19 protein-coding genes are annotated in these 22,524 nt (G+C 73.0%); 6 read left to right on the top strand and 13 right to left on the bottom strand.

The annotated features are described in order from the left end of the window. Positions 1-59: 59 nt before the first annotated feature. The 6 genes from J2X68_RS00430 to J2X68_RS00405 form a co-directional block, all read right to left on the bottom strand. Positions 60-1,133: a WYL domain-containing protein gene (locus tag J2X68_RS00430; RefSeq protein ID WP_310430368.1), complete on the bottom strand. Its 1,074-nt coding sequence runs from the start codon at positions 1,131-1,133 to the stop codon at positions 60-62. A 78-nt stretch (positions 1,134-1,211) separates the two neighbouring features. Then, positions 1,212-3,917: a pyruvate dehydrogenase (acetyl-transferring), homodimeric type gene (gene aceE, locus J2X68_RS00425; protein WP_310430367.1), complete on the bottom strand. Its 2,706-nt coding sequence runs from the start codon at positions 3,915-3,917 to the stop codon at positions 1,212-1,214. Between the two features lie 306 nt (positions 3,918-4,223). Beyond that, the gene (locus J2X68_RS00420) at positions 4,224-4,847 is read right to left on the bottom strand and encodes a GntR family transcriptional regulator (protein ID WP_062647583.1); all 624 of its coding nucleotides are present in this window, start codon (positions 4,845-4,847) and stop codon (positions 4,224-4,226) included. A 256-nt stretch (positions 4,848-5,103) separates the two neighbouring features. Then, positions 5,104-6,936 carry a 2-oxoglutarate dehydrogenase, E2 component, dihydrolipoamide succinyltransferase gene (sucB, locus tag J2X68_RS00415; RefSeq protein WP_310430366.1) on the bottom strand — a complete coding sequence of 611 codons (1,833 nt, stop codon included), beginning with the start codon at positions 6,934-6,936 and terminating at the stop codon, positions 5,104-5,106. A 67-nt stretch (positions 6,937-7,003) separates the two neighbouring features. Then, positions 7,004-8,392: a dihydrolipoyl dehydrogenase gene (gene lpdA, locus J2X68_RS00410; RefSeq protein ID WP_310430365.1), complete on the bottom strand. Its 1,389-nt coding sequence runs from the start codon at positions 8,390-8,392 to the stop codon at positions 7,004-7,006. 311 nt (positions 8,393-8,703) lie between these two features. Then, complete coding sequence (locus J2X68_RS00405) at positions 8,704-10,230, bottom strand: leucyl aminopeptidase (RefSeq protein ID WP_310430364.1); 1,527 nt, start codon at positions 10,228-10,230, stop codon at positions 8,704-8,706. Between the two features lie 342 nt (positions 10,231-10,572). On the opposite strand from J2X68_RS00405, the gene J2X68_RS00400 reads away from it, so the two are divergent. Then, entirely contained in the window at positions 10,573-11,394 is an 822-nt protein-coding gene (locus J2X68_RS00400) for an endo alpha-1,4 polygalactosaminidase (protein ID WP_310430363.1), read from the top strand. 4 nt (positions 11,395-11,398) lie between these two features. Here the strand turns inward: J2X68_RS00400 and J2X68_RS00395 are convergent, their stop codons facing one another. Next, positions 11,399-12,244, bottom strand: a complete 846-nt coding sequence (locus tag J2X68_RS00395; RefSeq protein ID WP_310430362.1) for an adenosylcobinamide-GDP ribazoletransferase — start codon at positions 12,242-12,244, stop codon at positions 11,399-11,401. A 67-nt stretch (positions 12,245-12,311) separates the two neighbouring features. On the opposite strand from J2X68_RS00395, the gene J2X68_RS00390 reads away from it, so the two are divergent. Next, complete coding sequence (locus J2X68_RS00390; protein WP_310430361.1) at positions 12,312-13,076, top strand: hypothetical protein; 765 nt, start codon at positions 12,312-12,314, stop codon at positions 13,074-13,076. Here J2X68_RS00390 and J2X68_RS00385 read toward each other — a convergent pair. From J2X68_RS00385 to cobT, 3 genes are all read right to left on the bottom strand, one after another. Then, positions 13,055-13,888 (bottom strand): hypothetical protein, encoded by an 834-nt coding sequence (locus J2X68_RS00385; protein ID WP_310430360.1) that lies wholly within the window; start codon positions 13,886-13,888, stop codon positions 13,055-13,057. The genes J2X68_RS00390 and J2X68_RS00385 overlap by 22 nt on opposite strands. Beyond that, on the bottom strand, positions 13,885-15,678 hold the full coding sequence (locus J2X68_RS00380) for a phosphatidylglycerol lysyltransferase domain-containing protein (protein WP_310430359.1): 1,794 nt from the start codon (positions 15,676-15,678) through the stop codon (positions 13,885-13,887). Before J2X68_RS00380 ends, J2X68_RS00385 begins: the two co-directional genes overlap by 4 nt. A 72-nt stretch (positions 15,679-15,750) precedes the next feature. Next, on the bottom strand, positions 15,751-16,962 hold the full coding sequence (gene cobT / locus J2X68_RS00375) for a nicotinate-nucleotide--dimethylbenzimidazole phosphoribosyltransferase (RefSeq protein WP_310430358.1): 1,212 nt from the start codon (positions 16,960-16,962) through the stop codon (positions 15,751-15,753). A 150-nt stretch (positions 16,963-17,112) separates the two neighbouring features. Between cobT and J2X68_RS00370 the strand changes: the two genes are divergently transcribed. Then, positions 17,113-18,012 carry a class I SAM-dependent methyltransferase gene (locus J2X68_RS00370; RefSeq protein WP_310430357.1) on the top strand — a complete coding sequence of 300 codons (900 nt, stop codon included), beginning with the start codon at positions 17,113-17,115 and terminating at the stop codon, positions 18,010-18,012. Between the two features lie 3 nt (positions 18,013-18,015). Here J2X68_RS00370 and J2X68_RS00365 read toward each other — a convergent pair whose 3' ends face one another. Beyond that, complete coding sequence (locus tag J2X68_RS00365) at positions 18,016-19,239, bottom strand: bifunctional adenosylcobinamide kinase/adenosylcobinamide-phosphate guanylyltransferase (protein WP_310430356.1); 1,224 nt, start codon at positions 19,237-19,239, stop codon at positions 18,016-18,018. A gap of 114 nt (positions 19,240-19,353) precedes the next feature. Here J2X68_RS00365 and J2X68_RS00360 point away from each other — a divergent pair, with 114 nt between their 5' ends. Then, entirely contained in the window at positions 19,354-19,566 is a 213-nt protein-coding gene (locus J2X68_RS00360; RefSeq protein WP_020130018.1) for a hypothetical protein, read from the top strand. Between the two features lie 75 nt (positions 19,567-19,641). Here the strand turns inward: J2X68_RS00360 and J2X68_RS00355 are convergent, their stop codons facing one another. Both J2X68_RS00355 and J2X68_RS00350 read right to left on the bottom strand, forming a co-directional pair. Further along, positions 19,642-20,352 carry a methyltransferase domain-containing protein gene (locus tag J2X68_RS00355; protein WP_310430355.1) on the bottom strand — a complete coding sequence of 237 codons (711 nt, stop codon included), beginning with the start codon at positions 20,350-20,352 and terminating at the stop codon, positions 19,642-19,644. An 83-nt stretch (positions 20,353-20,435) separates the two neighbouring features. Next, positions 20,436-21,032: a DUF3043 domain-containing protein gene (locus J2X68_RS00350; protein WP_310430354.1), complete on the bottom strand. Its 597-nt coding sequence runs from the start codon at positions 21,030-21,032 to the stop codon at positions 20,436-20,438. Between the two features lie 297 nt (positions 21,033-21,329). Between J2X68_RS00350 and J2X68_RS00345 the strand changes: the two genes are divergently transcribed. Together J2X68_RS00345 and J2X68_RS00340 are read left to right on the top strand one after the other, a co-directional pair. Further along, positions 21,330-22,157, top strand: coding sequence for a PspA/IM30 family protein (locus J2X68_RS00345; RefSeq protein ID WP_310430353.1), 828 nt, complete (start codon positions 21,330-21,332; stop codon positions 22,155-22,157). A 33-nt stretch (positions 22,158-22,190) separates the two neighbouring features. Then, entirely contained in the window at positions 22,191-22,469 is a 279-nt protein-coding gene (locus J2X68_RS00340; protein WP_310430352.1) for a PspA-associated protein PspAA, read from the top strand. Positions 22,470-22,524 lie beyond the last annotated feature (55 nt).

Here is a 22,524-nt window from a genome sequence, read left to right as displayed (position 1 = left end):
CAGCATCGTGCCTCGCAGTGCGCCACGCACCCGGAGTGCCCGGGATCGAGGCGGGATCCTCACTTTTCCCGACGCCCGTAGAGCTCGGTCAGCCGTACCGCGTCCGCGGCGAACCGGTCCCGCAGCGAGGCCGGGGCGAGCACCTCGGCCTCCGGCCCCAGCGCCGTGAGCTGCGTGTGCGCGACCTCCTCCGACTCGGCGCGCAGGGTGATTGTCACCCGTCCCGTCCCGTCCGGCTCCGGCGCGTCCGCCAGCGCGTCCCGGGCGGCCACCGGATCCACGGCGTACGGCAGGTTGCGCACCCCCGTGCCGGAGAGCCGCAGGACCACCTCGGTCCGCAGGATCGACCGGGCGAACCGCTCGGCCTGCTCGTCCCAGAACCCGGGCAGATCGAAGTCCTCAACTCGGCTGAAACGATCCTTCAGGACGTCGACACCGACGAACCGGTCGATGCGGTAGGTCCGGAACGCCCCCGCCCCCGCCCCCTCGCCCGCCCCCGCTCCTGCTCCCGCCGGGTCGCCCGTGCCCGTTCCCGGCTCGGCGCCCGTGCCCGTTCCCGGCTCGGTCCCGCCGACCCGGGCGCACAGGTACCAGACCCCCGCCTTGAGCACGAGCCCGTACGGCTCCAGCTCCCGCGTCACCTCGTTCTCCCCGCGCCGGTAGCGGGCGCTCACGCACCGGTCGTCCCACACGGCGTCCGCGATCACCGGCAGCAGGGCGGGCGCCGCCGGCTCCCGGAACCAGGCGGGCGCGTCCAGATGGAAACGCTGCGCCGCCGTGCGCGGGGCGTCGCGCAGGGAGGGCAGCAGAGCCGCCGACACCTTGAGCCGCGCGGCCGACGCGATGTCCTCCAGCCCCATCTCCCGCAGCGCCCCCGGCACCCCGCTCAGGAACAGCGCCTCGGCCTCACCGCGTCCCAGCCCCGTCAGCCGCGTCCGGTAGCCCCCGACGAGCCGGTAACCGCCCGCCCGCCCGCGCTCCGCGTACACCGGCACGCCCGCCTCGGACAGCGCCTGCGCGTCCCGGGTGACGGTCCGCTCCGACACCTCCAGTTCCCTGGCCAGTTCGGACGCGGTCATGGTGGGACGGGACTGGAGCAGGAGCACCATCTTGATGAGGCGGGCAGCACGCATGGGGACCATGATGCCGGGGCCCGCCGACAGCGAAGGGGGGTACGGCGCCCGCCGTACCCCCCTTCGTCGAACCGTGACCTACAGGCCGTAGCGCTCGCGCGCTTCCTTCACCGCGGTCGCCTTGACCTCGCCGCGGCGGGCGAGCTGCGCCAGGGCCGCGACGACGATCGACTCGGCGTCGACGCCGAAGTGGCGGCGGGCCGCCTCACGGGTGTCGGAGAGGCCGAAGCCGTCCGCGCCCAGCGAGGACCAGTCCTGCTCGACCCACTGCGCGATCTGGTCCGGGACCTGGCGCATGTAGTCGGAGACCGCGAGGACCGGGCCCTCGGCGCCCTGGAGGGCCCGACGGACGTAGGGCTGGCGCTCCTCGCCGCGCAGCAGGGCCGCGTCGGCCTCCAGCGCGTCGCGGCGCAGCTCGGTCCAGGAGGTCGCGGACCACACGTCGGAGGCCACACCCCACTCCTCGGCGAGCAGCCGCTGGGCCTTCAGGACCCAGTGGATCGCCGTGCCGGAGCCCAGGAGCTGGATGCGCGGGGCGTTGGCCGCCGCCACGTCCACACCCGCCGACTCGGCCGTGTTGAAGCGGTACAGGCCCTTGAGGATGCCCTCGTCCAGACCGGGGACGGACGGCTTGGCCGGCTGCGGCATCGGCTCGTTGTAGACGGTCAGGTAGTAGAAGACATTCGGGTCCTCGCCCGGGGCCGCCTCGCCGTACATCCGGCGCAGACCGTCCTTGACGATCGTCGCGATCTCGTAGGCGAACGCCGGGTCGTAGCTGAGGGCGGCCGGGTTGGTCGCGGCGATGACCGGGGAGTGACCGTCGGCGTGCTGGAGGCCCTCGCCCGTCAGGGTCGTACGGCCGGCCGTGGCGCCGACGAGGAAGCCGCGGCCCAGCTGGTCGCCGAGCTGCCACATCTGGTCGGCCGTGCGCTGCCAGCCGAACATCGAGTAGAAGATGTAGAACGGGATCATCGCCTCACCGTGCGTGGAGTACGCGGTGGACGCGGCGATGAAGTCGGCCATCGAACCGGCCTCGGTGATCCCCTCGTTGAGGATCTGGCCGTTCTTGGCCTCCTTGTAGTACATCAGCTGGTCGCGGTCGACCGGCTCGTACGTCTGGCCCTTGGGGGAGTAGATCCCGAGCGACGGGAACAGGCTCTCCATGCCGAACGTGCGCGCCTCGTCCGGGACGATCGGCACCCAGCGCCTGCCGGTCTCCTTGTCGCGGACCAGGTCCTTGATCAGCCGGACGAACGCCATGGTGGTGGCCACGTTCTGGGAGCCGGAGCCCTTGTCGAACGAGGCGAACGCCTTGTCGGCGGGGGCCGGCAGCGGGGCCAGGGCGTGCGTACGGCGGGCCGGGGCCGGGCCGCCGAGGGCCGCGCGGCGCTCCTGGAGGTAGCGGACCTCGGGGGAGTCGGCGCCCGGGTGGCCGTAGGGGACCACGCCGTCGACGAACTGCGCGTCCGGGATCGGCAGCTCCAGCAGGTCGCGCATCGCCTTGAACTCGTCCACCGAGAGCTTCTTCATCTGGTGGTTGGCGTTCTTCGACGCGAAGCCCTCGCCGAGGGTGTGGCCCTTGACCGTCTGGGCCAGGATGACCGTCGGGGCGCCCTTGAACTCCACCGCCGCCTTGTAGGCCGCGAACACCTTGCGCGCCTCGTGACCACCGCGGGAGAGGTGGAAACACTCGAGGATCTTGTCGTCGCTCAGCAGCTTCGCCAGCTCGACGAGCGCCGGGTCCTTGCCGAAGAAGTCCTCGCGGATGTAGGCGGCGCCACGCGTCTGGTACGTCTGCACCTGGGCGTCCGGTACCTCGCGCAGCCGGCGGACCAGCGCGCCCGTGGTGTCGAGCTGGAACAGCTCGTCCCAGGCGGAGCCCCACAGCGACTTGACGACGTTCCAGCCCGCGCCGCGGAACTGGGCCTCCAGCTCCTGCACGATCTTGAAGTTCGCGCGGACCGGGCCGTCGAGGCGCTGGAGGTTGCAGTTGATGACGAAGGTCAGGTTGTCGAGACCCTCACGGGAGGCGAGGGCGAGTGCCGCCGTCGACTCGGGCTCGTCCATCTCGCCGTCACCGAGGAACGCCCATACGTGGGACGCGGAGACGTCCTTGATGCCGCGGTGGGTGAGGTAGCGGTTGAAGCGCGCCTGGTAGATGGCGGAGAGCGGGCCGAGACCCATCGACACCGTCGGGAACTCCCAAAGCCAGGGCAGCCGGCGCGGGTGCGGGTACGACGGGAGACCGTCGCCGCCCGACTCCTGGCGGAAGTTGTCGAGGTGCCGCTCGGTCAGCCGGCCGTCGAGGAAGGCGCGGGCGTAGATGCCGGGGGAGGCGTGGCCCTGGATGTAGAGCTGGTCGCCCGAGCCGTCGGCCTCCTTGCCCTGGAAGAAGTGGTTGAAGCCGGTCTCGTAGAGCCAGGCGGCGGACGCGAAGGTGGCGATGTGGCCGCCGACGCCGTGTTTGCTGCCCCGGGTCACCATCGCGGCCGCGTTCCAGCGGTTCCACGCGGTGATCTTCCGCTCCATCTCCTCGTCACCGGGCACGGACGGCTCGGCGGCGGTGGGGATGGTGTTGACGTAGTCCGTCTCGAGCAGCTTGGGCAGCGCGATGCCGTTGCCCTCGGCACGCTCCAGCGTGCGGCGCATCAGGTATGCGGCACGGTGCGGCCCGGCCGCCTTGGCGACCGCGTCCAGGGAGGCCTGCCATTCGGCGGTCTCCTCCGGGTCCCGGTCGGGGAGCTGGTCGAGCGCGCTCGGCTGGATGGCCTGGGGGTCGGTCATGTCGCCGCCTTCCTCAGTCGAAGGGGGTTCCCTGTGAGGGTGTTCCTGGGGGTGCCCTTGGTCTTTGGCAGGACAGGGCGTGGGCTCCGGCGCGATGCCATGGGTGGCTCCGTCCGCGGCCCGTCGGCGACTGTAACCCCCTGATCGATGATCGATCAAAGGGTTGAAGGTCAAAACCTCTCGATTGCGAGAAAGTAGGCACGGGGTGCCTTTCGGGCAGGCACCCCGTGCCGCGTCGAAGCGGGGTTTTCGCAGGTCGGAGCCCACGTATGAGCGCGTGTACGCTCCACTGAACGAGGGCGGGTCCTACGCCCGGGGAGCACACCCGAGGACATGCGCCTTCACCAGCTCGGCGATCCTCGGGTCCCGCCGCCGGAACGCCTGGACGAGCTCCTCGTGCTCCTCCGCGTACGACTGCTGCACGGTCCCCAGCCAGCGGATCGACAGCGCCGTGAACACCTCGATGCCGAGGCCCTCCCAGGTGTGCAGCAGCACCGAGTTGCCGGCCGCCCGCACCAGCTCCCGGTGGAAACCGACGGTGTGCCGCACCTGGGCCGTGCCGTCCGCGTCGCGGTCCGCCTCGTACAGCGCGGCGACATGCGGTTCGAGGGCCGAGCAGTCCTCCGCGAGCCGCTGGGCGGCCAGCTCCGCCGCGATCGCCTCCAGGCCCGCCCGGACGGGGTAGCTCTCCTCCAGATCGGCCGCCGTGAGGTTGCGCACCCGCACGCCCTTGTTCGGCGCGGACTCGATCAACCGCAGCGACTCCAGCTCGCGCAGCGCCTCCCGCACCGGCGTCTGGCTGACCTCCAGCTCGGTCGCGATCCTGCGCTCCACGATCCGCTCGCCCGGCTTCCAGCGCCCGCTGACGATCCCCTCCACGATGTGCTCGCGGATCTGTTCGCGCAGCGAGTGGACGACGGGCGCGGTCATGAGGGCTCCTTTGAGGAGGGGCCGCACGGGCCCCCGGGGGCGTTTGACGTTTAGACAATACGGCCGGGGGCCCGCCGAGGAGAGGCGCACGGGGGCGCTTTCAAGCAGGTGAGACGAGACTTACACGTCCACGCGGGGATCGGTTGTGAAGACCGTTACCGGACACGCGCCGCCCGCGGGCGCGCCCGGAACCGGCAGACGGAAGCCCCCGCCCGGAAAGTTCCGGACGGGGGCACCCGCTGTCGAGCCCTGGGGATCAGAGGCCGAGTTCGACCTCGAACTCGCCGGCCTCCAGGATCGCCTTGACCGCGGTCAGGTAACGGGCCGCGTCGGCGCCGTCGACCAGACGGTGGTCGTAGGACAGGGTCAGGTACGTCATGTCGCGGACGCCGATGACCGTACCCTCCTCCGTCTCGATGACGGCCGGACGCTTGACCGTGGCGCCGATGCCGAGGATCGCGACCTGGTTCGGCGGCACGATGATCGTGTCGAACAGCGCGCCGCGCGAGCCGGTGTTGCTGATGGTGAAGGTCGCGCCGGACAGCTCGTCCGGGGTGATCTTGTTCGCGCGGACCTTGCCCGCCAGGTCGGCCGTGGCCTTGGCGATGCCGGCGATGTTCAGGTCGCCCGCGTGCTTGATGACCGGGGTCATCAGGCCCTTCTCCGAGTCCACCGCGATACCGATGCTCTCGGTGTCGAAGTAGGTGATCGTGCCCTCGTCCACGTTGATCCGGGCGTTGACGGCCGGGTGGGCCTTCAGCGCCTGGGCCGCCGCCTTCACGAAGAACGGCATCGGGGAGAGCTTGACGCCCTCGCGCGCCGCGAAGGAGTCCTTCGCCTGCGCGCGGAGCTTCATCAGCCGGGTGATGTCGACCTCGACGACCGAGGACAGCTGCGCCTGCTCGTGCAGCGCCTTGACCATGTTGTCGCCGATGACCTTGCGGATGCGGGGCATCTTGACGGTCTGGCCACGCAGCGGGGAGACCTCGAGCGCCGGGGCCTTCTTCGCGGCGCTCGCGGCCGGGGCGGCGGCCGGAGCCGGAGCCGCGGCGGCGGCCTTCGCTGCCTCGGCGGCGGCGAGGACGTCCTGCTTGCGGACACGGCCGCCGACGCCGGTGCCCTTGACGGCGGCTAGGTCGACACCGTTCTCGGCGGCGAGCTTGCGCACCAGCGGGGTCACGTAGGCGCCGTCGTCACCCGCGGGAGCGGCGGGCGCGGGGGCGGCCGGGGTGACCGGAGCCGGGGCGGCCGGCGCGGCCGGCGCGGGGGCCGGGGCGGCCGGGGCGGCCGGGGCCGGGGCGGCGGCAGCCGGAGCCGGGGCAGCCGGGGCCGGAGCGGGGGCGGCCGGAGCCGGGGCAGCCGGGGCCGGAGCGGCCGGGGCAGCGGCGGCGGGCGCCGGGGCGGCGGGGGCCTCGGCGGCGGCCGGAGCCGGGGCGGCGGGGGCCTCGGCGGCGGCCGGAGCCGCGCCCGGGGCGCCGATGACGGCGAGCTTGGCGCCGACCTCGGCGGTCTCGTCCTCGCCGACGGTGATCTCGAGCAGCACACCGGAGACGGGCGCCGGGATCTCGGTGTCGACCTTGTCGGTCGAGACCTCGAGCAGCGGCTCGTCCTCCGTGACCTCCTCGCCGACCTGCTTCAGCCAGCGGGTGACGGTGCCCTCGGTGACGGACTCGCCGAGCGCGGGCAGGACGACGTCCGTGCCCTCGGCGGAGCCGCCGCCGGTGGCGGCCTCGGCGGTGGGAGCGGGGGCCGGGGCAGCCTGCTCGGTGGACGGCGCGGCAGCGGCCGGCTCCGGTGCGGGCTCGGCGGCCGGCTCGGCGGCCGGAGCAGGCGCGGCGGCGGGAGCGCCGGTGCCGTCGTCGATGACGGCGAGCTCGGCGCCGACCTCGACCGTCTCGTCCTCGGCGACCTTGATGGAGGCCAGGATGCCGGCGGCGGGGGAGGGGATCTCGGTGTCGACCTTGTCGGTCGAGACCTCGAGCAGGGGCTCGTCGGCCTCGACGCGCTCACCCTCGGCCTTCAGCCAGCGGGTGACAGTGCCCTCGGTGACGCTCTCGCCGAGCGCCGGAAGGGTTACGGAAACCGCCATGGTTTCGGTTGCTCCTTACGAATTGCGGAAGTCTGTGTCGTCGCGGAGTCGCTTCGTCGACCGAGGGTCAGTCGTGCGAGTGCAGCGGCTTGCCCGCCAGGGCCAGGTGGGCCTCGCCGAGCGCCTCGTTCTGCGTCGGGTGGGCGTGGATGAGCTGCGCGACCTCGGCGGGCAGCGCCTCCCAGTTGTAGATCAGCTGGGCTTCGCCGACCTGCTCGCCCATGCGGTCGCCGACCATGTGGACGCCGACCACGGCGCCGTCCTTCACCTGGACGAGCTTGATCTCGCCCGCGGTGTTGAGGATCTTGCTCTTGCCGTTGCCCGCGAGGTTGTACTTCAGAGCGACGACCTTGTCCGCACCGTAGATCTCCTTGGCCTTGGCCTCGGTGATGCCCACGGAGGCGACCTCGGGGTGGCAGTACGTCACCCGGGGGACACCGTCGTAGTCGATCGGGACGACCTTCTGACCGGCCAGGCGCTCCGCGACCAGCATGCCCTCGGCGAAGCCGACGTGCGCGAGCTGGAGCGTCGGGACCAGGTCGCCGACGGCGGAGATGGTCGGGACGTTGGTGCGCATGTACTCGTCGACCAGGACGTAGCCGCGGTCCATGGCGACGCCCTGCTCCTCGTAGCCGAGACCGGCGGAGACGGGCCCGCGGCCGACCGCGACCAGCAGGACCTCGGCCTCGAACTCCTTGCCGTCGGCCAGCGTGACCTTGACGCCGTCCGCGGTGTACTCGGCCTTCGAGAAGAAGGTGCCCAGGTTGAACTTGATGCCGCGCTTGCGGAACGCGCGCTCAAGAAGCTTGGAGGAGTTCTCGTCCTCGACCGGGACGAGGTGCTTCAGACCCTCGATCACCGTCACGTCGGAGCCGAACGACTTCCACGCCGAGGCGAACTCGACGCCGATGACGCCGCCGCCCAGGATGATCGCGGACTTCGGCACGCGGTCCAGGACGAGGGCGTGGTCCGAGGAGATGATCCGGTCGCCGTCGATCTCCAGGCCCGGCAGCGACTTCGGCACGGAGCCGGTCGCGAGCAGCACGTGGCGGCCCTGGACGCGACGGCCGCCCACGTCGACGGAGGTCGGGGAGGACAGGCGGCCCTCACCCTCGATGTACGTGACCTTGCGGGAGGCGATCAGCCCCTGAAGGCCCTTGTACAGACCGGAGATGACACCGTCCTTGTACTTGTGGACGGCGGGGACGTCGATGCCCTCGAAGGTGGCCTTGACGCCGAACTGCTCGCTCTCGCGGGCCTGGTCGGCGATCTCGCCGGCGTGCAGCAGGGCCTTGGTGGGGATGCAACCCCGGTGCAGGCAGGTGCCGCCGACCTTGTCCTTCTCGATCAGGGCGACGTCCAGGCCCAGCTGCGCCCCGCGCAGGGCCGCGGCGTAACCGCCACTACCACCGCCGAGGATCACTAGGTCGAAAACGGTGCTGGCGTCGTTCGCCACGTCACGTCCTCCATGCATGTGCGCCGTGCGCCGGTCGTCGCTGACCGCCGGCGGCTGGTGTCCGGCCGCTCTTTCTTCGGCCCTGTGGTGGGGGCCCTGTCCTGCCGAGGCCCATCTTCGCACTTGCGGGAGACGAACGAGACGCGGGGCCGGGGTGTGAGACACCCCACGCTCACATGTGACAGGGGGGACCGGCCCCGCCCGGGGCGCGGGGAACCGCGCGACCGGCCACATTCGGCCCGCGCCCGCCAAGACGACGGACGGGCCCGAGTGACCAGGCGCACAGTCCCCGCTCACCGCGTGGGGGAGCGTCAGCCCAGGTCGCCGGCGGCGGTCAGCTCGGCCAGCCGCACCAGCGTGCGCACGGCCGTCCCGGTGCCGCCCTTGGGCGTGTACCCGAAGGGGCCGCCCTCGTTGAACGCCGGCCCGGCGATGTCCAGGTGCGCCCAGGTGATCCCCTCGCCCACGAACTCGCGCAGGAAGAGACCGGCCACCAGCCCGCCGCCCATCCGCTCGCCCATGTTGGCGATGTCCGCGACGCTGGAGTCCATGCCCTTGCGCAGGTGCTCCGGCAGCGGCATCGGCCACGCCGGCTCGCCGACCTCCTCGGCGGCCTCGTGCAGCGCCGAGCGGAACGCGTCGTCGTTCGCCATGATCCCGAACGTGCGGCTGCCCAGCGCCAGCATCATCGCGCCGGTCAGGGTCGCGACGTCGACGATCGCGTCCGGCTTCTCCGCGGAGGCCGCCCACAGCGCGTCCGCGAGGACCAGCCGGCCCTCGGCGTCCGTGTTGAGCACCTCGACGGTCTTGCCGCTGTACATGCGCAGCACGTCACCCGGGCGGGTGGCGGAGCCGGACGGCATGTTCTCGGCCAGTGCCAGCCACCCGGTGACGTTCACCTCGAGCCCGAGGCGCGCGGCGGCGACGACCGCGGCGAAGACCGCCGCCGCGCCGCTCATGTCGCACTTCATCGTCTCGTTGTGCCCGGCCGGCTTCAGCGAGATGCCGCCCGAGTCGTAGGTGATGCCCTTGCCGACGAAGGCGAGGGTCTTCTTGGCCTTGGAGGAGGTGTAGGACAGCTTCACCAGGCGCGGGGCCGAGACCGAGCCGGAGCCGACGCCCAGGATGCCGCCGTAGCCGCCCTTGGCGAGGGCCTTCTCGTCGAGCACCTGCACCTTGATGCCGTGCTCCTTGGCCGCCGTCTGGGCGAGAGCGGCGAACGCCTGCGGGTCCAGGTCGTTCGGCGGCATGTTGATCAGGTCGCGGGCGCGGTTGAGCTCCTCGCCGACGGCGGCGGCACGCTGCAGCGCGGCCTTGTGGGCGGCGTCGCGCGGCTTCCCGCCGAGCAGGGCGGCCTCGGCGAGCGGCGCCTTGCCGTTCTTGGCCTTGGCGTCGTCGCCGCCGTGCTTGTACGCGTCGAAGGAGTACGCGCCGAGCACCACGCCCTCGCCGATCGCGCCGATGTCGGCGGCGTCGGTCACCGGCAGGGCGAAGGCGGCCTTCTTGGTGCCGGTGAGGGTGCGGGCGGCCGTTCCGGCGGCCTTGCGCAGCGCCTCGGGGTCGAAGCCGGCGTCCTTCTCGGGCTCCTGGCCGAGCCCCACCGCGAGCACCAGCGGTGCCTTGAAACCGGCCGGGGCGGGGAGCTTGGTCAGCTCGCCCTCGGCCCCGGAGGCGCCGAGGGTCTCCAGGATGGCGGCGAGCCTGCCGTCGTAGGCCTTGTCGACGGCTTCGGCGCCTGGGGCAACGATCGGGCCTTTCGCGCCCTTGGCGACACCGATCACGATCGCGTCGGCCCGGAGGCCGGGCGCCGCGGCGGTGCTGAGAGTGAGAGCAGTCACGGTGGTGAAATCTCGCTTCCGATGTGGAGTTGCGGTGGCCGGAGTGTGTGGGTCGACCGGGCCCGACAGCCGACCCTAGATCCGGGTCATGGGTGCGGTCGTATCCGGGGTCTGCCTCACCGGCGCGGCGAACCGGCGCGGCGGAATCCCGGACTGAGCGTACGCGTGCGCGTGCGGTCGCTCATGCACGCGCGTGTTCACCTGTCGGTGGCGTCGTAGCCACGTCCCGATCCTCGCATTCCATGAGCCGGGTCACACCCTTCGGGTCGGGGTGGGGCGACGGCGGCCGGGAGACATGGGCGATCATCGTCGGATACGTCGCCGAGATCCTGGAGCCGCCCGGTGAGACGCCCGATCGCGCTGCTGCCCCTGTTCGCCCTGCTGCTGGCGGGCTGCGCCTTCGCGTCGGACGGCGGCGGGGACGACCGGCCGGACGACGGGGCGGGCGCGGGGCCGGCGGACGCCGGGATCTGGCGGCCGGCCCCCGGCCTCGACTGGCAGTGGCAGCTGAGCGGCCGTCTGGACACCGGCGTCGACGTACCGGTCTACGACATCGACGGCTTCGACCACACCGCGGCCACGGTGGCCGGACTGCACGACGACGGCCGCAAGGTCATCTGCTACCTCTCCACCGGCGCCTGGGAGGACTGGCGGCCCGACGCGGCGGAGTTCCCCCGGTCCGTGATCGGCAAGGGCAACGGCTGGGAGGGCGAACGCTGGCTCGACATCCGCGCGTTGGACGTCCTGGAGCCCCTGATGGCGGCCCGTCTCGACATGTGCCGCGAGAAGGGCTTCGACGCGGTCGAGCCGGACAACATGGACGGCTACAAGAACACCACCGGCTTCCCGGTCGAGGCCGCCGACCAGCTCCGCTACAACCGCCTCATCGCCGAACTCGCCCACGACCGGGGCATGTCGGTCGGACTGAAGAACGACCTCGACCAGATCCCCGACCTCGTCGACGACTTCGACTTCGCGGTCAACGAACAGTGCGCCGAGTACGACGAGTGCGCGGACCTGACCCCCTTCATCGAGGCGGGCAAGGCCGTCTTCCACGTGGAGTACGAACTCCCCACGAGCGCGTTCTGCGCCGACTCCCGGCGGCTGCGCCTGAGTTCACTGCTGAAGAAGTACGAGCTGGGGGTGTGGCGGGAGGCCTGCTAGCCGGTCAGCCGCCCAGGCAGAACACCACGAGGGCGGTGGTCGCCGCCGTCTCCGCCAGGCCGCCGAAGACATCCCCGGTGACCCCGCCGAAGCGCCGCGCGCAGTGCCGCAGCAGCAGTTCGGCGGCGGCGAGGGCGGCGAGGACCGCGAGCGCCGGCCGGACGGCGTCGAACGGCGCGAACCGGGCGCCCGGCCCATGGTTCCCGATCAGGGCCACGACGCCGCCCTCGTACGGTCCGCACCAGGCTCCCGCGAGCGCCGCCGCCAGCGTGACGGCGACGACGACGAGCACCGCGCCCCGCACCGGGACCACTCCGGCGACCGCCGCCCCGAGCCCCTCCGGCCGGGCGGCCGGCACCCCGGCGCGGGCCGCCAGGGTCAGCGCGAGCCGGGCGGCGGCCGCCGAGACGACGGCGGCCACCGCGCCCAGCGCCCATGAGGTCCCGTACAGCTGCGTCAGCGCGGCGACCTGGGCGAGCAGCACGAGGACGAGCGTGAGCACGCCGAACGGACCGATGTCGGACTGCTTCATGATCCGCAGCGCGTCCTCGGCGGCCTTGCCGCTGCCGAGCCCGTCCGCGGTGTCGGCCAGCCCGTCGAGGTGCAGCCCGCGGGTGAGGACGGCGGGCACGGCGGCGGAGGCGACCGCCGCGAGCAGCGGGCCCGCGCCCAGGTACAGCAGCAGCAGGCCGAGCCCGGCCGCGCAGCCGCCGACGACCAGCCCGACCACGGGCGCGTTGAGCATGCCCCCGCGCGCGGCCTCCCGGTCCCAGCGGGTCACCCGGACCGGCAGCGCGGTGAGGGTGCCGAAGGCGAAGCGGAGGCCGTCGAAGGGCGAGGTCGTGGACACGGCGGCAGAGTAGCCCGGACGCCCCGTCCACGAGGCGGCCCACCCCCCGCCCCGGGAGACTGGGGACATGGGCCAGTGGGTGCAGCGCAACATCGTCGAACCGGGCAAGATCCCGCTGCTCCTCGCCCTGACCGCGTTCGTCCTCACCTTCCTGATCACCCGGGTCATCACGCGCCTCATCCGGGCGGGCCGGGGGCCCTTCGGCAACATCAGCTCGGGCGGGGTGCACATCCACCACGTGGTGCCCGGCGTCGTCCTGACCGTCGCGGGCGGCTTCGGCGCGGTGGCGAGCGGCCGGCACGGCTTCGGGGCGGGCGCCTTCGCGGTGGTCTTCGGCATCGGCACCGGCCTGGTCCTCGACGAGTTCGCGCTGATCCTGCATCTCGACGACGTGTACTGGACGGAGGCGGGCCGCAAGAGCGTGGAGGCCGTGGTCCTGACGGCGGCGCTGGGCGGACTGCTGCTGGTGGGCTTCTCGCCGTTCGGCGTCAACGACATGAGCCAGGACGAGCTCCAGGACCGGGGCAGCGTCATCTCGACCGTCGTGCTCAACTTCGCGTTCTCCCTGGCCGTGCTGAGCAAGGGCAAGGCCAAGATGGCCGTGTTCAGCGTCTTCATCCCGTTCCTGGGCCTGGTGGGCCTGGTCCGGGTGGCCCGGCCCGGCTCGCCGTGGGCCCGCCGGTTCTACCGGCGGCGGCCGAAGGCCCGGGCGAAGGCGGTGCTGCGGGCCTACCGGCACGACCGCCGCTGGGCCGGGCCGCGCCGGGTGGTGGGGGACTGGCTGGGCGGGAAGACGACCGCGGAGCTCGCTCAGTCGGAGGAGCGGAACTGAGGCGCCCGGTCCGCGCCGGGCGCGTGGACCGTACGGCGGCTGCGCGGCTTCGTGGCCGGTCGCGCCCCGCGGCGCGGCCGCGGACCGGCGCCGCCCCGCGTCGCCCGGCGCGGCCGGGCGCCGGACTCGTCGCGCGGCCGCCGGGCGGGCCGCCCGGGCCCCCTGGTCCGCCGGCGGACGTCCGCCACCGCGCACAGCACCAGCACCGCCGCGATCGCCGCCAGATGCTCCTTGCCCGCCAGGTTGTCCTTCAGCAGGACCTCCGCCACCATCGCGACGATCACCGCCCCCGCCGTCACGTACGCGCGGTAGCGCCAGCCCAGGAACACCGCGAGGCCGACCACGGCCGCCGACGGGCCGGTGTCCACGATCCGGGCGTCGGCGGCGGGCAGGCCGAGCGGGCCGCCGGGGCCGAGGGCGATGCCCACGCGCGCGTACAGCGTGCCCGCGAGCGTGGCGGCGTAGGCGATGACGAGGGTCCGCCACCAGCCCAGGCAGAGCTCCGCGATCCCGAACACCAGCAGGATCTGCGCGAGGGCGCCCCACACCGGCAGGTCCAGCGCGGGCACGAACAGGGACAGCGGGGTGCGCAGCAGGGCGAGCCCGAGCGGGTTCTCGGCCCGTACCGCTCCGAGGGCCTGGACCGGACCGTAGCCCCACGCCTGGTTCTGCACGACCTGGGTCACCGACGTCAGGCACACCGCCCCGAGGGTCATCGGGACCGCCCGCCACCGCCGCCGCACCAGGGGCGCGCGCACGGCCTCGTGGAGGGGTCCCCATTCGGCGCGGGCCCAGCGGGCGACCGCTCTCACCGGTGGGTCTCCAGCCGCCCGCGGCGCAGCCACCTCGGCAGCCCGGGCGCCTCCAGGAACCCCTCCGCGCGGGCCGACGCGAGGCCGATGCGGGGCAGGTCGGCGCTCTTCTCGAAGAGCAGGAAGCGGGGCTCCCAGATCGGCCGGTACTTGGCGTTGGCGCGGTACAGCGACTCGATCTGCCACCAGCGGGAGAAGAAGCAGAGCAGCGAGCGCCACAGCCGCAGCACCGGTCCGGCGCCGAGCCGCGCGCCCCTTTCGAAGACCGACCGGAACACGGCGAAGTTCAGCGAGATCTGCGTGATCCGGATCGCCCGGTCGCCCTGCTCGTCCCGGTCGTCACCGTGGCCCCGGTCGTCCCGGTCGTCCCGGTGGCCCCGGTCGTCCTGCTGGGCGTGCCGGAGCAGTTCGATGACCATGAACTCCATCAGCCCGTTGTCGCAGTCCCGGTCCCGCCGCATCAGGTCGAGGGACAGCCCGTGCGGTCCCCAGGGCACGAAGGAGAGCAGGGCCCGCAGCTCACCCCGGGCGTCCGAGCACTCCAGCATCACGCAGCGGCCGTCCTCCGGATCCCCGAGCCGCCCCAGCGCCATGCTGAACCCGCGCTCGGTGGCGCCGTCGCGCCAGTCGTCGGCCCGCCGGAGCAGGGACGCCATCTCGTCGGCCGGGATGTCCTCGTGCCGTCGTACGCGCACCGTGTACCCGGCCCGCCGGACCCGGTTGACGGCCTGCCGGACGGTCCGCATGGCCCGCCCCTCCAGGGTGAACTCGGCGACCTCGACGAGGGCTTCGTCGCCGAGTTCCAGGGCGTCCAGTCCGTGCCGGGCGTACACGGTCCCGGCCTCCTCGCTCGCGCCCATCACCGCCGGGATCCATCCGTGCGCCCGCGCCTCGGCGAGCCACGGCGCGATCGCTCCCGGCCAGGCCTCCGGATCCCCGATCGGGTCACCGGACGCCAGCGACACCCCGCCGAGGACGCGGTAGGCGACCGCCGCCTTCCCGGTCGGCGACCAGCACACGCTCTTCTCCCGCCGCAGCGCGAAGTAGCCGAGCGAGTCCCGCTCGCCGTGCCGGTCGAGGAGCTCCCGCAGCCGTTTCTCGTCGTCCTCGGTGAGCGGGTCGACGGCCCGCCGGGAGCGGAAGGCGGCGTACAGGACGGCGAGGACGAGCGCCGTGCTCAGCATGTTGACGCTCACGTCGACCCAGGTGGGCGGGGCGATCCCGGGGACGCGGTACTCGTCGGCGGCCACGGAGACCAGCCGCAGGGTGCCGTAGCGCCAGCGTTCGAGGAAGGTCGAGGAGGTGGCCGCCCGGTCGGTCACCGTCACCAGCAGCGCGGCCAGCAGCGAGGCGCCCAGCAGCCCGCCGGCGCCGACGGCCGCGGCGAGCCTCGGATTGGACCGGTCGCCCTTCGCGTAGAACTCCCGCCGCCCGGCGAGCAGGGCCAGGACGAAGACGGCGGTCAGCGCGAGCGAGACCCAGTTCTGCGGGTGGCGCCGGATCTCCGGGAACGCCATGGCGAGCGTGAACAGCCCCAGGAACGCCCCGCTCAGGCCGAGGTTGAGGATCCACGCGGCCCGTTTGCGCCGCCGCATGGTGACGGCCAGGAAGGCGGTGAAGACCCCGGAGGCGAAGCCGGCCGTCAGCAGGTACGGCGTGAACAGGTTCTCCTGGTTGTGCCGCCGCACGTCCTGCCCCAGGGAGACCCACACCGCACTGAGGAAGTTGACGAACGCGACGGCACGCAGGTACCAGACGGCGAAGGCGGCGGCGCCCCGGGTGTTGCCCATGAGCGGTGATCATATGGGTGCACTTCGGGGAATCCGCTCTTTTGGCGCCGCCTGTCCCTTTGGGGCGCTTCGTTACTCCGTTTCCTGCTTCTCCGTCAGCTGTCCGCCGGCGGCCGCGGATGCCTCGGCAGCGGCGGCTTCCGGGGCCTGAGGCTGCTCGGGCTCCGCGGAGTCCGCGGACACCTCGGACTTGTCGGACTCCTCGGACTCGACCGGCTCCTGGGACTTGTCGGGCTCCTGGGGCTTCTCGGGGAGTTCCGCCGCCAGTGCGGCGGCGGCCTGGACCAGCGGGAGCGCGAGCAGGGACCCGGCGCCCTCGCCGACCTTCACGCCCTGGTCCAGCAGCGGTTCCAGGGCCATCCGGTCGAGCGCCTTCGCCTGTCCCGGCTCCCCGCTCTTGTGCGCGGCCAGCCACCAGTCCGGCGCCCGGAACGCGACCCGCTGCCCGACGAGCGCGCAGGCGGCCGCCACCACGCCGTCCAGCACGACCGGCAATTTCCTTACCGCGCACTGGAGCAGAAAACCCGTCATGGCGGCGAGGTCGGCCCCGCCCACCGTCGCCAGCAGCTGCAACTGCTCCCCGAGCACCGGCCGCGCCCGCCTGAGCGCGTCCCGGACGGCCGCGCACTTGCGCATCCACGCCAGGTCGTCGATCGCCTCGCCGCCCCGCCCGGTCACCACGGACGCGTCGGTCCCGCACAGCGCGGCCACCAGCGCCCCCGCGGCCGTCGTCCCGCCGACGCTGACGTCGCCGAGCACGACCAGGTCCGTGCCGGAGTCGGCCTCCTCGTCCGCGACGGCCACACCCGCCCGGAAGGCCGCCTCGGCCTCTTCGAGCGTGAGCGCGTCCTCGATGTCGATACGCCCGCTGCCGCGCCGCACCCGGTACCGCACGACGTCCTCGGGGAACGCCGCCGGATCGCAGTCCAGCGCCATGTCCACGACGCGCACGGGCACGCCGAGGCGGCGGGCGAGCACGGAGACCGGACGGCCGCCCTCGAGGACCTCGCGCACCAACTCCGAGGCGCTGCCCGCGGGTCGGGCGGACACGCCGAGCTCGGCGACGCCGTGGTCGCCCGCGAACAGCACCACCCGCGGCCGCTCGACCGGCCGTACGGGCGACGAGCCCTGTGCCGCCGCCAGCCACTCACCCAGTTCGTCCAGACGCCCCAGTGACCCGGGCGGCACGATCTGACGTTCCCGGCGCGCCTCCGCGTCGCGGCGCACCCCGCCGTCGGGGCGCTCGATCAGATCGGTGAAGTCGTCGAGATTAAGCGAGCTCATTCGCCGAACAGTACCGGCACCGATCGAACAGTTCCGCGCCACATCGCCACCACACCCGCGTGACGTCATTGCGCCCAAGATCGGTATCCCATACGTTCCGTTTTGCCGCTAATTGTCGTCCGCTCTCGATCGCCCTCCCCGGAGCCGCTCATGCCCCCCAGGCCCGTCCACGAGCCGCGCCGCGACGACTGCCCCTGGTGCGGCTCGAAGCGCCTGCGCACCCGGCTGCGCGCACCGGACCTGCGCCACCGCAGGCCGGGCACCTTCGTGGTCGACGAGTGCCGGGACTGCGCGCACGCCTTCCAGAACCCGCGCCTCACCCCGGAGGGGCTGGCGCTGTACGGCGACGAGGCCGGGGAGCGGCCCGGCCACGGGCACCTCAGGGCGACGGCCCGGGCGATGCTGCCCTTCCCGGAGCCGGAGAGCTGGCTGGACGTGGGCACGGGGGACGCGGCCTTCCCGGCGGCGGCGAGGGAACTCTTCGCCTACACGGCGTTCGACGGGGTGGACCCGACCCCCCGGGTGCAGCGGGCGCGAGCGGCGGGCCGGCTCGACGAGGCCCACCTGGGCCCGCTGACGGCGCCGGAGGTCCTGGCCCGTCTGCGCGGCCGCTACGACGTGGTCAGCATGCTCCACCACCTCGAACACACCCGGGACCCGCGGCGGGAACTCGCGGCGGCGCTGACGGCCCTGCGCCCGGGCGGCCATCTCCTCGTCCAGCTCCCCGACCCGGCCAGCGCGTCCGCGGCCGTGCTGGGCAAGTGGTGGCACGCCTACGACCAGCCCCGCCACCTCCACCTGATCCCGCCGGCCAACCTCCGGGCCGAACTCGAGGCCCAGGGCTGCGAGATCGTCGTGACGGACCGCCGGACACCGCACGCCCCGCACGACCTGGCGACAGCCGCCTCGCTCTACCTCAACCGGACCCGGCTGCGCCGGACGGCCGGGCCGCTGACCGCCCTGGCCGCCGTGCTCGACCACCTGCTGGCCCCGGCCCTGCGCCGCACCCGCTTCTCGAACGCCTACCAGGTCATCGCGCGCAGGAACTGACCGTCAGGCGCCGGCCGACGGTCCCCGCAGCACCAGTGCCTGGCCCGCCACCACCAGGACCACCTCCTCGCACTCGGCGGCGACGGCCGCGTTCAGCCGCCCCAGCTCGTCCCGGTACCGCCGGCCCGACGCGGTGGCCGGCACGATCCCCGACCCCACCTCGTTGGAGACCAGCACGACGGTCCGGCGGGCCGAGCGCACCGCCTCCGCGAGCTCCACCACCCGTGCGCGCAGGGCCCGTTCGCCGCCGTCGGCCCACTGGGCGTCGTCCCACGCCCCGACGGAGTCCATGACGTCCGTCAGCCACAGCGACAGACAGTCGATCAGCAGCGGGGCGCCGTCCTGCGCCAGCAGCGGCACGAGGTCACAGGTCTCCACGGTCCGCCACGAACCCGGCCGCCGGTCGCGGTGCGCCGAGACCCGGGACGCCCACTCGGTGTCGCCGCCCCGGGTCCCGCCGGTGGCGACGTACAGCACGTCCGGGAAGGACTCCAGCCGCCGCTCCGCCTCCACCGACTTCCCCGACCGGGCCCCGCCCAGCACCAGCGTCCGCCGCGACACGTCCGGCACGTCCTCGTAGACCCCCACGATCAGGGTCGAGCCGTCCGGCACCGCCCGCGCCCCGGCCGCCGCGAGCCGCCGCCGCAACTCCGCGCCCGGCGGCACCTCATGGTCCAGGTGGACGGCCACCACGTCGGTCGTCGGCCCCACCGCGCCCACCGCCCGCAGCTTCGCCAGCGCGTCCGGGCGTCCCACCAGATCCGCCAGGACCATGTCGTACCGCTCGGCGGACTCCGATCCCTCCTCCAGACCGGCCGGAGCGCCCCCGGGCGGCAGATACAGCAGCCGCTGCCCGTCCGGGCCGGTCACCGCGTACCCGGTGCCGGGCGCGTCCATCGCCACCGCCCGCACCCGATGCCCCGTCAGCAGCGTCGACTCCTGTCCGTCCGGCACCCGGCCGGGCTGCGGCAGCCCGGCCGGCACCTCCACCGGGGGCCCGTCGTGCGGATGCGTCAGCAGCACCTGCCGCACCCCGCCCAGCGAACGCCCGGCCCGCGCGGCCGCGAACGCCGCACCCGGCGTCAGATCGAGCAGCAGGGCCCCGTCGACGAGCAGCGCGGTGGCCGCCCGCGCCTCCTCCCCGAGCGAGGTCGCGCACACGGCGCAGGAGCAGTCGGGGCGGGGCAGGCCCGCGGGGGCACCGGTACCGAGCAGAGTGACTTCCACGGAGCTGATTTTCGCGCGTCTGACCAGCTCTTGCGCATCCGGCTAGGCTGCACAGCAGAAGCCGGACCAAGATCCGGCTTCTGCTCTGCACGTGGTCACAGCTGGGAGGCGTACATGGCGGCATGGACGTGGCGGTTCGAGAAGGCCGACGGGACGGAGGTCCAACCAGCGGTACAGCCCGAGGAGTTCACCACGCAGGGGGACGCCGAGTCCTGGATCGGGGAAGTGTGGAAGGACCTCCTCGAAGGCGGCGCGGACCAGGTGCGGCTCTTCGAGGACTCCGCCGAGATCTACGGCCCGATGAGCCTGCACGCGAACGAGGCGTAGCCCTCCGTCGGGGTGGTCGCCGCACGGCCACCCCGGCCCTCGCTCACCCGGACGAGTGAAGAACGCCGGTCCGGCTCAGCCGCGCACCCCGCACAGGTGCAGCAGCGCCGCCACCTGGCGGTAGGGGTCGGTCCGCCCGGCCCGCTCCTCGGCGGACAGCAGGTTCTCCCGCTGCCGCGGGTCCTGCGGGATCTCCGCCCCGTCCGCCGCCGTGTCCGTGAAGACCCGCACGCCGTACCAGGCCTGGAGCGGCGCCCCGATGCCGGCCAGCGCGTCGGTCAGCGTCGCCAGCCGGTCCGCCCGGACGTCGAGCCCGAGCCGGTTGCGGTAGGCGGCGGTGTCGAAGGCGCCGAGCGCCCCCGCCCAGTCGCCGGACAGCCCCGGCCGCATGGCCAGCGCGTCCGCGTTGCGCACGAGCAGCGACAGCAGCCCGCCCGGGGCCAGCATCCGCGCCAGCCCCGCGAGCAGCGCGTCCGGCTCCTCGACGTACATGAGCACGCCGTGGCACAGCACCACGTCGAAACTGCCGGGCAGGAAGTGCACCCCGGTGTCCCGGCCGTCGCCCTCGATGATCCGCATCCGCTCCCGGATGCCCTCGGGCTCGCCGCACAGGGCGTCCCGGGCCGCGGCGATCATCGTCGCGTCCCGCTCGAGCCCGGTCACCTGGTGTCCGAGCCGGGCCAGCCGCAGCGCCTGCGTGCCCTGGCCCATCCCCACGTCCAGCACCCGGAGCCGCTGCCCGACCGGGTAGCGGCCCGTTATCTGCTCGTCGAGCTGCCGGGCCACCAGCTCTTGTCGTACGACGTCACGCAGCCCGCCCAGCCTGTTCAGCCAGGCCTCGGCCGCCCCCCCGGAGAAAGCCGCAGTGCTCAGGGCCGTGCTCCGCGCTTGACCTGCGGCTTGGGCAGCCGGAGCCGACGCATCTGCAGGGAGCGCATCAGCGCGTACGCCACCGCGCCCCGCCGGTTCTGGTCGGGGAAGCGCTCGGCGAGCTGCTTGCGCAGCCGGAAGCCCGTCACGAACGAGTCCAGCACGATCAGCACGATCACGACGAGCCACAGGAGCAGCGCGATGGTCTGCAGCGAGCCCACCCGCACCATGCTCAGCACGAGGATGACCACGGCCATCGGCAGGAAGAACTCCGCCACGTTGAACCGGGAGTCGATGAACTCGCGCGCGAACTTGCGGACGGGGCCCTTGTCGCGGACCGGCAGATAGCGCTCGTCCCCGCCGGCCAGCGCCTGGCGCTGCCTGTCCAGCTGGGCGCGGCGCTCGTCGCGCTGGCGCTTGGCGGCGTCCTTGCGGGACATCGAGGTGTTGGCGACGCTGCGGCGCTGGGACTGGGCCTCACTGCGCTTGGGCGTGGGCCTGCCCTTCTTGGCCTGCGGGTCGCGGGGCTGCATGGAGTCGGTCACCACGGCCTTGTCGGCGGGGGCCTTCTCTTCCTTGGCACGGCTACGGAACACAAAACCCAAGGGTAAGCGCTCGCGGGCATGGACCCCAGCCCGGAGGGGAACGATCCGGCAACACCAGTCGTCTGTAGAGGGGACAGACCGGGACAGGTGCGGGAAAGAGGGGGCGCAGGGTGACCGATCGCTCACCCTGAAGGTCACCTACTCCCTACGCCGGAGCAAGGTGCCGGTCAGTCGTCCTTGGGGATGAGCGCATCCGTCCCCGAACAGTGCGTCAATGGATGCAGGGCCCGTACTGTGGGTTCTGTCGCAGAGCTGGAGCTGGACGTCAGAAGGGGGCGCGCGAAGCCCATGAGCGGTGTCATGAAGCGTATGGGGATGATCTTCCGCGCGAAGGCGAACAAGGCCCTTGACCGGGCCGAGGACCCGCGCGAAACCCTCGACTACTCGTACCAGAAGCAGCTGGAGCTCCTGCAGAAGGTCCGCCGCGGCGTCGCCGACGTCGCGACCTCGCGCAAGCGCCTGGAACTCCAGCTGAACCAGCTGCAGTCGCAGTCCTCCAAGCTGGAGGACCAGGGCCGCAAGGCGCTCGCGCTCGGCCGTGAGGACCTCGCCCGCGAGGCGCTCTCCCGCCGCGCGGCCCTCCAGCAGCAGGTCACCGACCTCGAGACGCAGCACTCCACGCTCCAGGGCGAGGAGGAGAAGCTCACCCTCGCGGCCCAGCGCCTCCAGGCCAAGGTGGACGCCTTCCGTACGAAGAAGGAGACCATCAAGGCCACCTACACCGCGGCCCAGGCCCAGACCCGCATCGGGGAGGCCTTCTCCGGCATCTCCGAGGAGATGGGCGACGTCGGCCTGGCCATTCAGCGCGCCGAGGACAAGACCGCCCAGCTCCAGGCCCGCGCGGGCGCCCTCGACGAGCTCATGGCGTCCGGCGCCCTGGACGACCCGACGGGCATCGCGAAGGACGACCTCCAGGCCGAGCTGGACCGGCTCTCCGGTGGTACGGATGTAGAGCTGGAACTGCAGCGCATGAAGGCCGAACTCGCCGGCGGCACCTCTCAGGCCATTGGCTCTGGAGGAGGCAGCCCGTCCGGCCAGCAGGCCATCGAAGGTGGCACGAGCCAGTCGCAGTCCCAGCAGCAGCCGCAGGACACCCCGCGCTTCGACAAGCAGTAGCCCGGCGCCGGGGACCGGAGCCGAGGAGGGCGCATGATCGTACGGATCATGGGGGAGGGCCAGTGGCGACTGGCCGACTCCCATCTCGTCGAACTGAACACGCTGGACGACGAGCTGCTCGCGGAGATGGAGAGCGGCGACGAGGACGGCTTCCACCGCACCCTCGGCGCCCTCCTGGACGCCGTCCGACGCCTCGGCGAACCCCTGCCGGACGAGGCGCTGGAGCCGTCGGAACTGATCCTCCCGGCCCCGGACGCGAGTCTGGCGGAGGTCCGGGAGATGCTGAGCGACGACGGGCTGATCCCGGGCTGACTCCACCCCGGCCGGCTCCTCGGCGAGGGCGGTGCCTCGTCGGGACGGCGGGGTC

The sequence above is a fragment of the Streptomyces sp. 3330 genome (assembly GCF_031456635.1).
Taxonomy (GTDB): domain Bacteria; phylum Actinomycetota; class Actinomycetes; order Streptomycetales; family Streptomycetaceae; genus Streptomyces.
This window is presented reverse-complemented; position numbering and strand designations above follow the sequence as displayed.

Bases quoted from the DNA above. Each gene is read 5' to 3' on its own strand.
- J2X68_RS00390 (WP_310430361.1), top strand. From the start codon at position 12,312: ATGGGCCAGTGGGTGCAGCGCAACATCGTCGAACCGGGCAAGATCCCG.
- J2X68_RS00340 (WP_310430352.1), top strand. From the start codon at position 22,191: ATGATCGTACGGATCATGGGGGAGGGCCAGTGGCGACTGGCCGACTCC.
- J2X68_RS00360 (WP_020130018.1), top strand. From the start codon at position 19,354: ATGGCGGCATGGACGTGGCGGTTCGAGAAGGCCGACGGGACGGAGGTC.
- J2X68_RS00380 (WP_310430359.1), bottom strand. From the start codon at position 15,678: ATGGGCAACACCCGGGGCGCCGCCGCCTTCGCCGTCTGGTACCTGCGT.
- sucB (WP_310430366.1), bottom strand. From the start codon at position 6,936: ATGGCGGTTTCCGTAACCCTTCCGGCGCTCGGCGAGAGCGTCACCGAG.
- J2X68_RS00420 (WP_062647583.1), bottom strand. From the start codon at position 4,847: ATGACCGCGCCCGTCGTCCACTCGCTGCGCGAACAGATCCGCGAGCAC.
- J2X68_RS00370 (WP_310430357.1), top strand. From the start codon at position 17,113: ATGCCCCCCAGGCCCGTCCACGAGCCGCGCCGCGACGACTGCCCCTGG.
- aceE (WP_310430367.1), bottom strand. From the start codon at position 3,917: ATGACCGACCCCCAGGCCATCCAGCCGAGCGCGCTCGACCAGCTCCCC.
- J2X68_RS00430 (WP_310430368.1), bottom strand. From the start codon at position 1,133: ATGCGTGCTGCCCGCCTCATCAAGATGGTGCTCCTGCTCCAGTCCCGT.
- J2X68_RS00345 (WP_310430353.1), top strand. From the start codon at position 21,330: ATGAGCGGTGTCATGAAGCGTATGGGGATGATCTTCCGCGCGAAGGCG.
- cobT (WP_310430358.1), bottom strand. From the start codon at position 16,962: ATGAGCTCGCTTAATCTCGACGACTTCACCGATCTGATCGAGCGCCCC.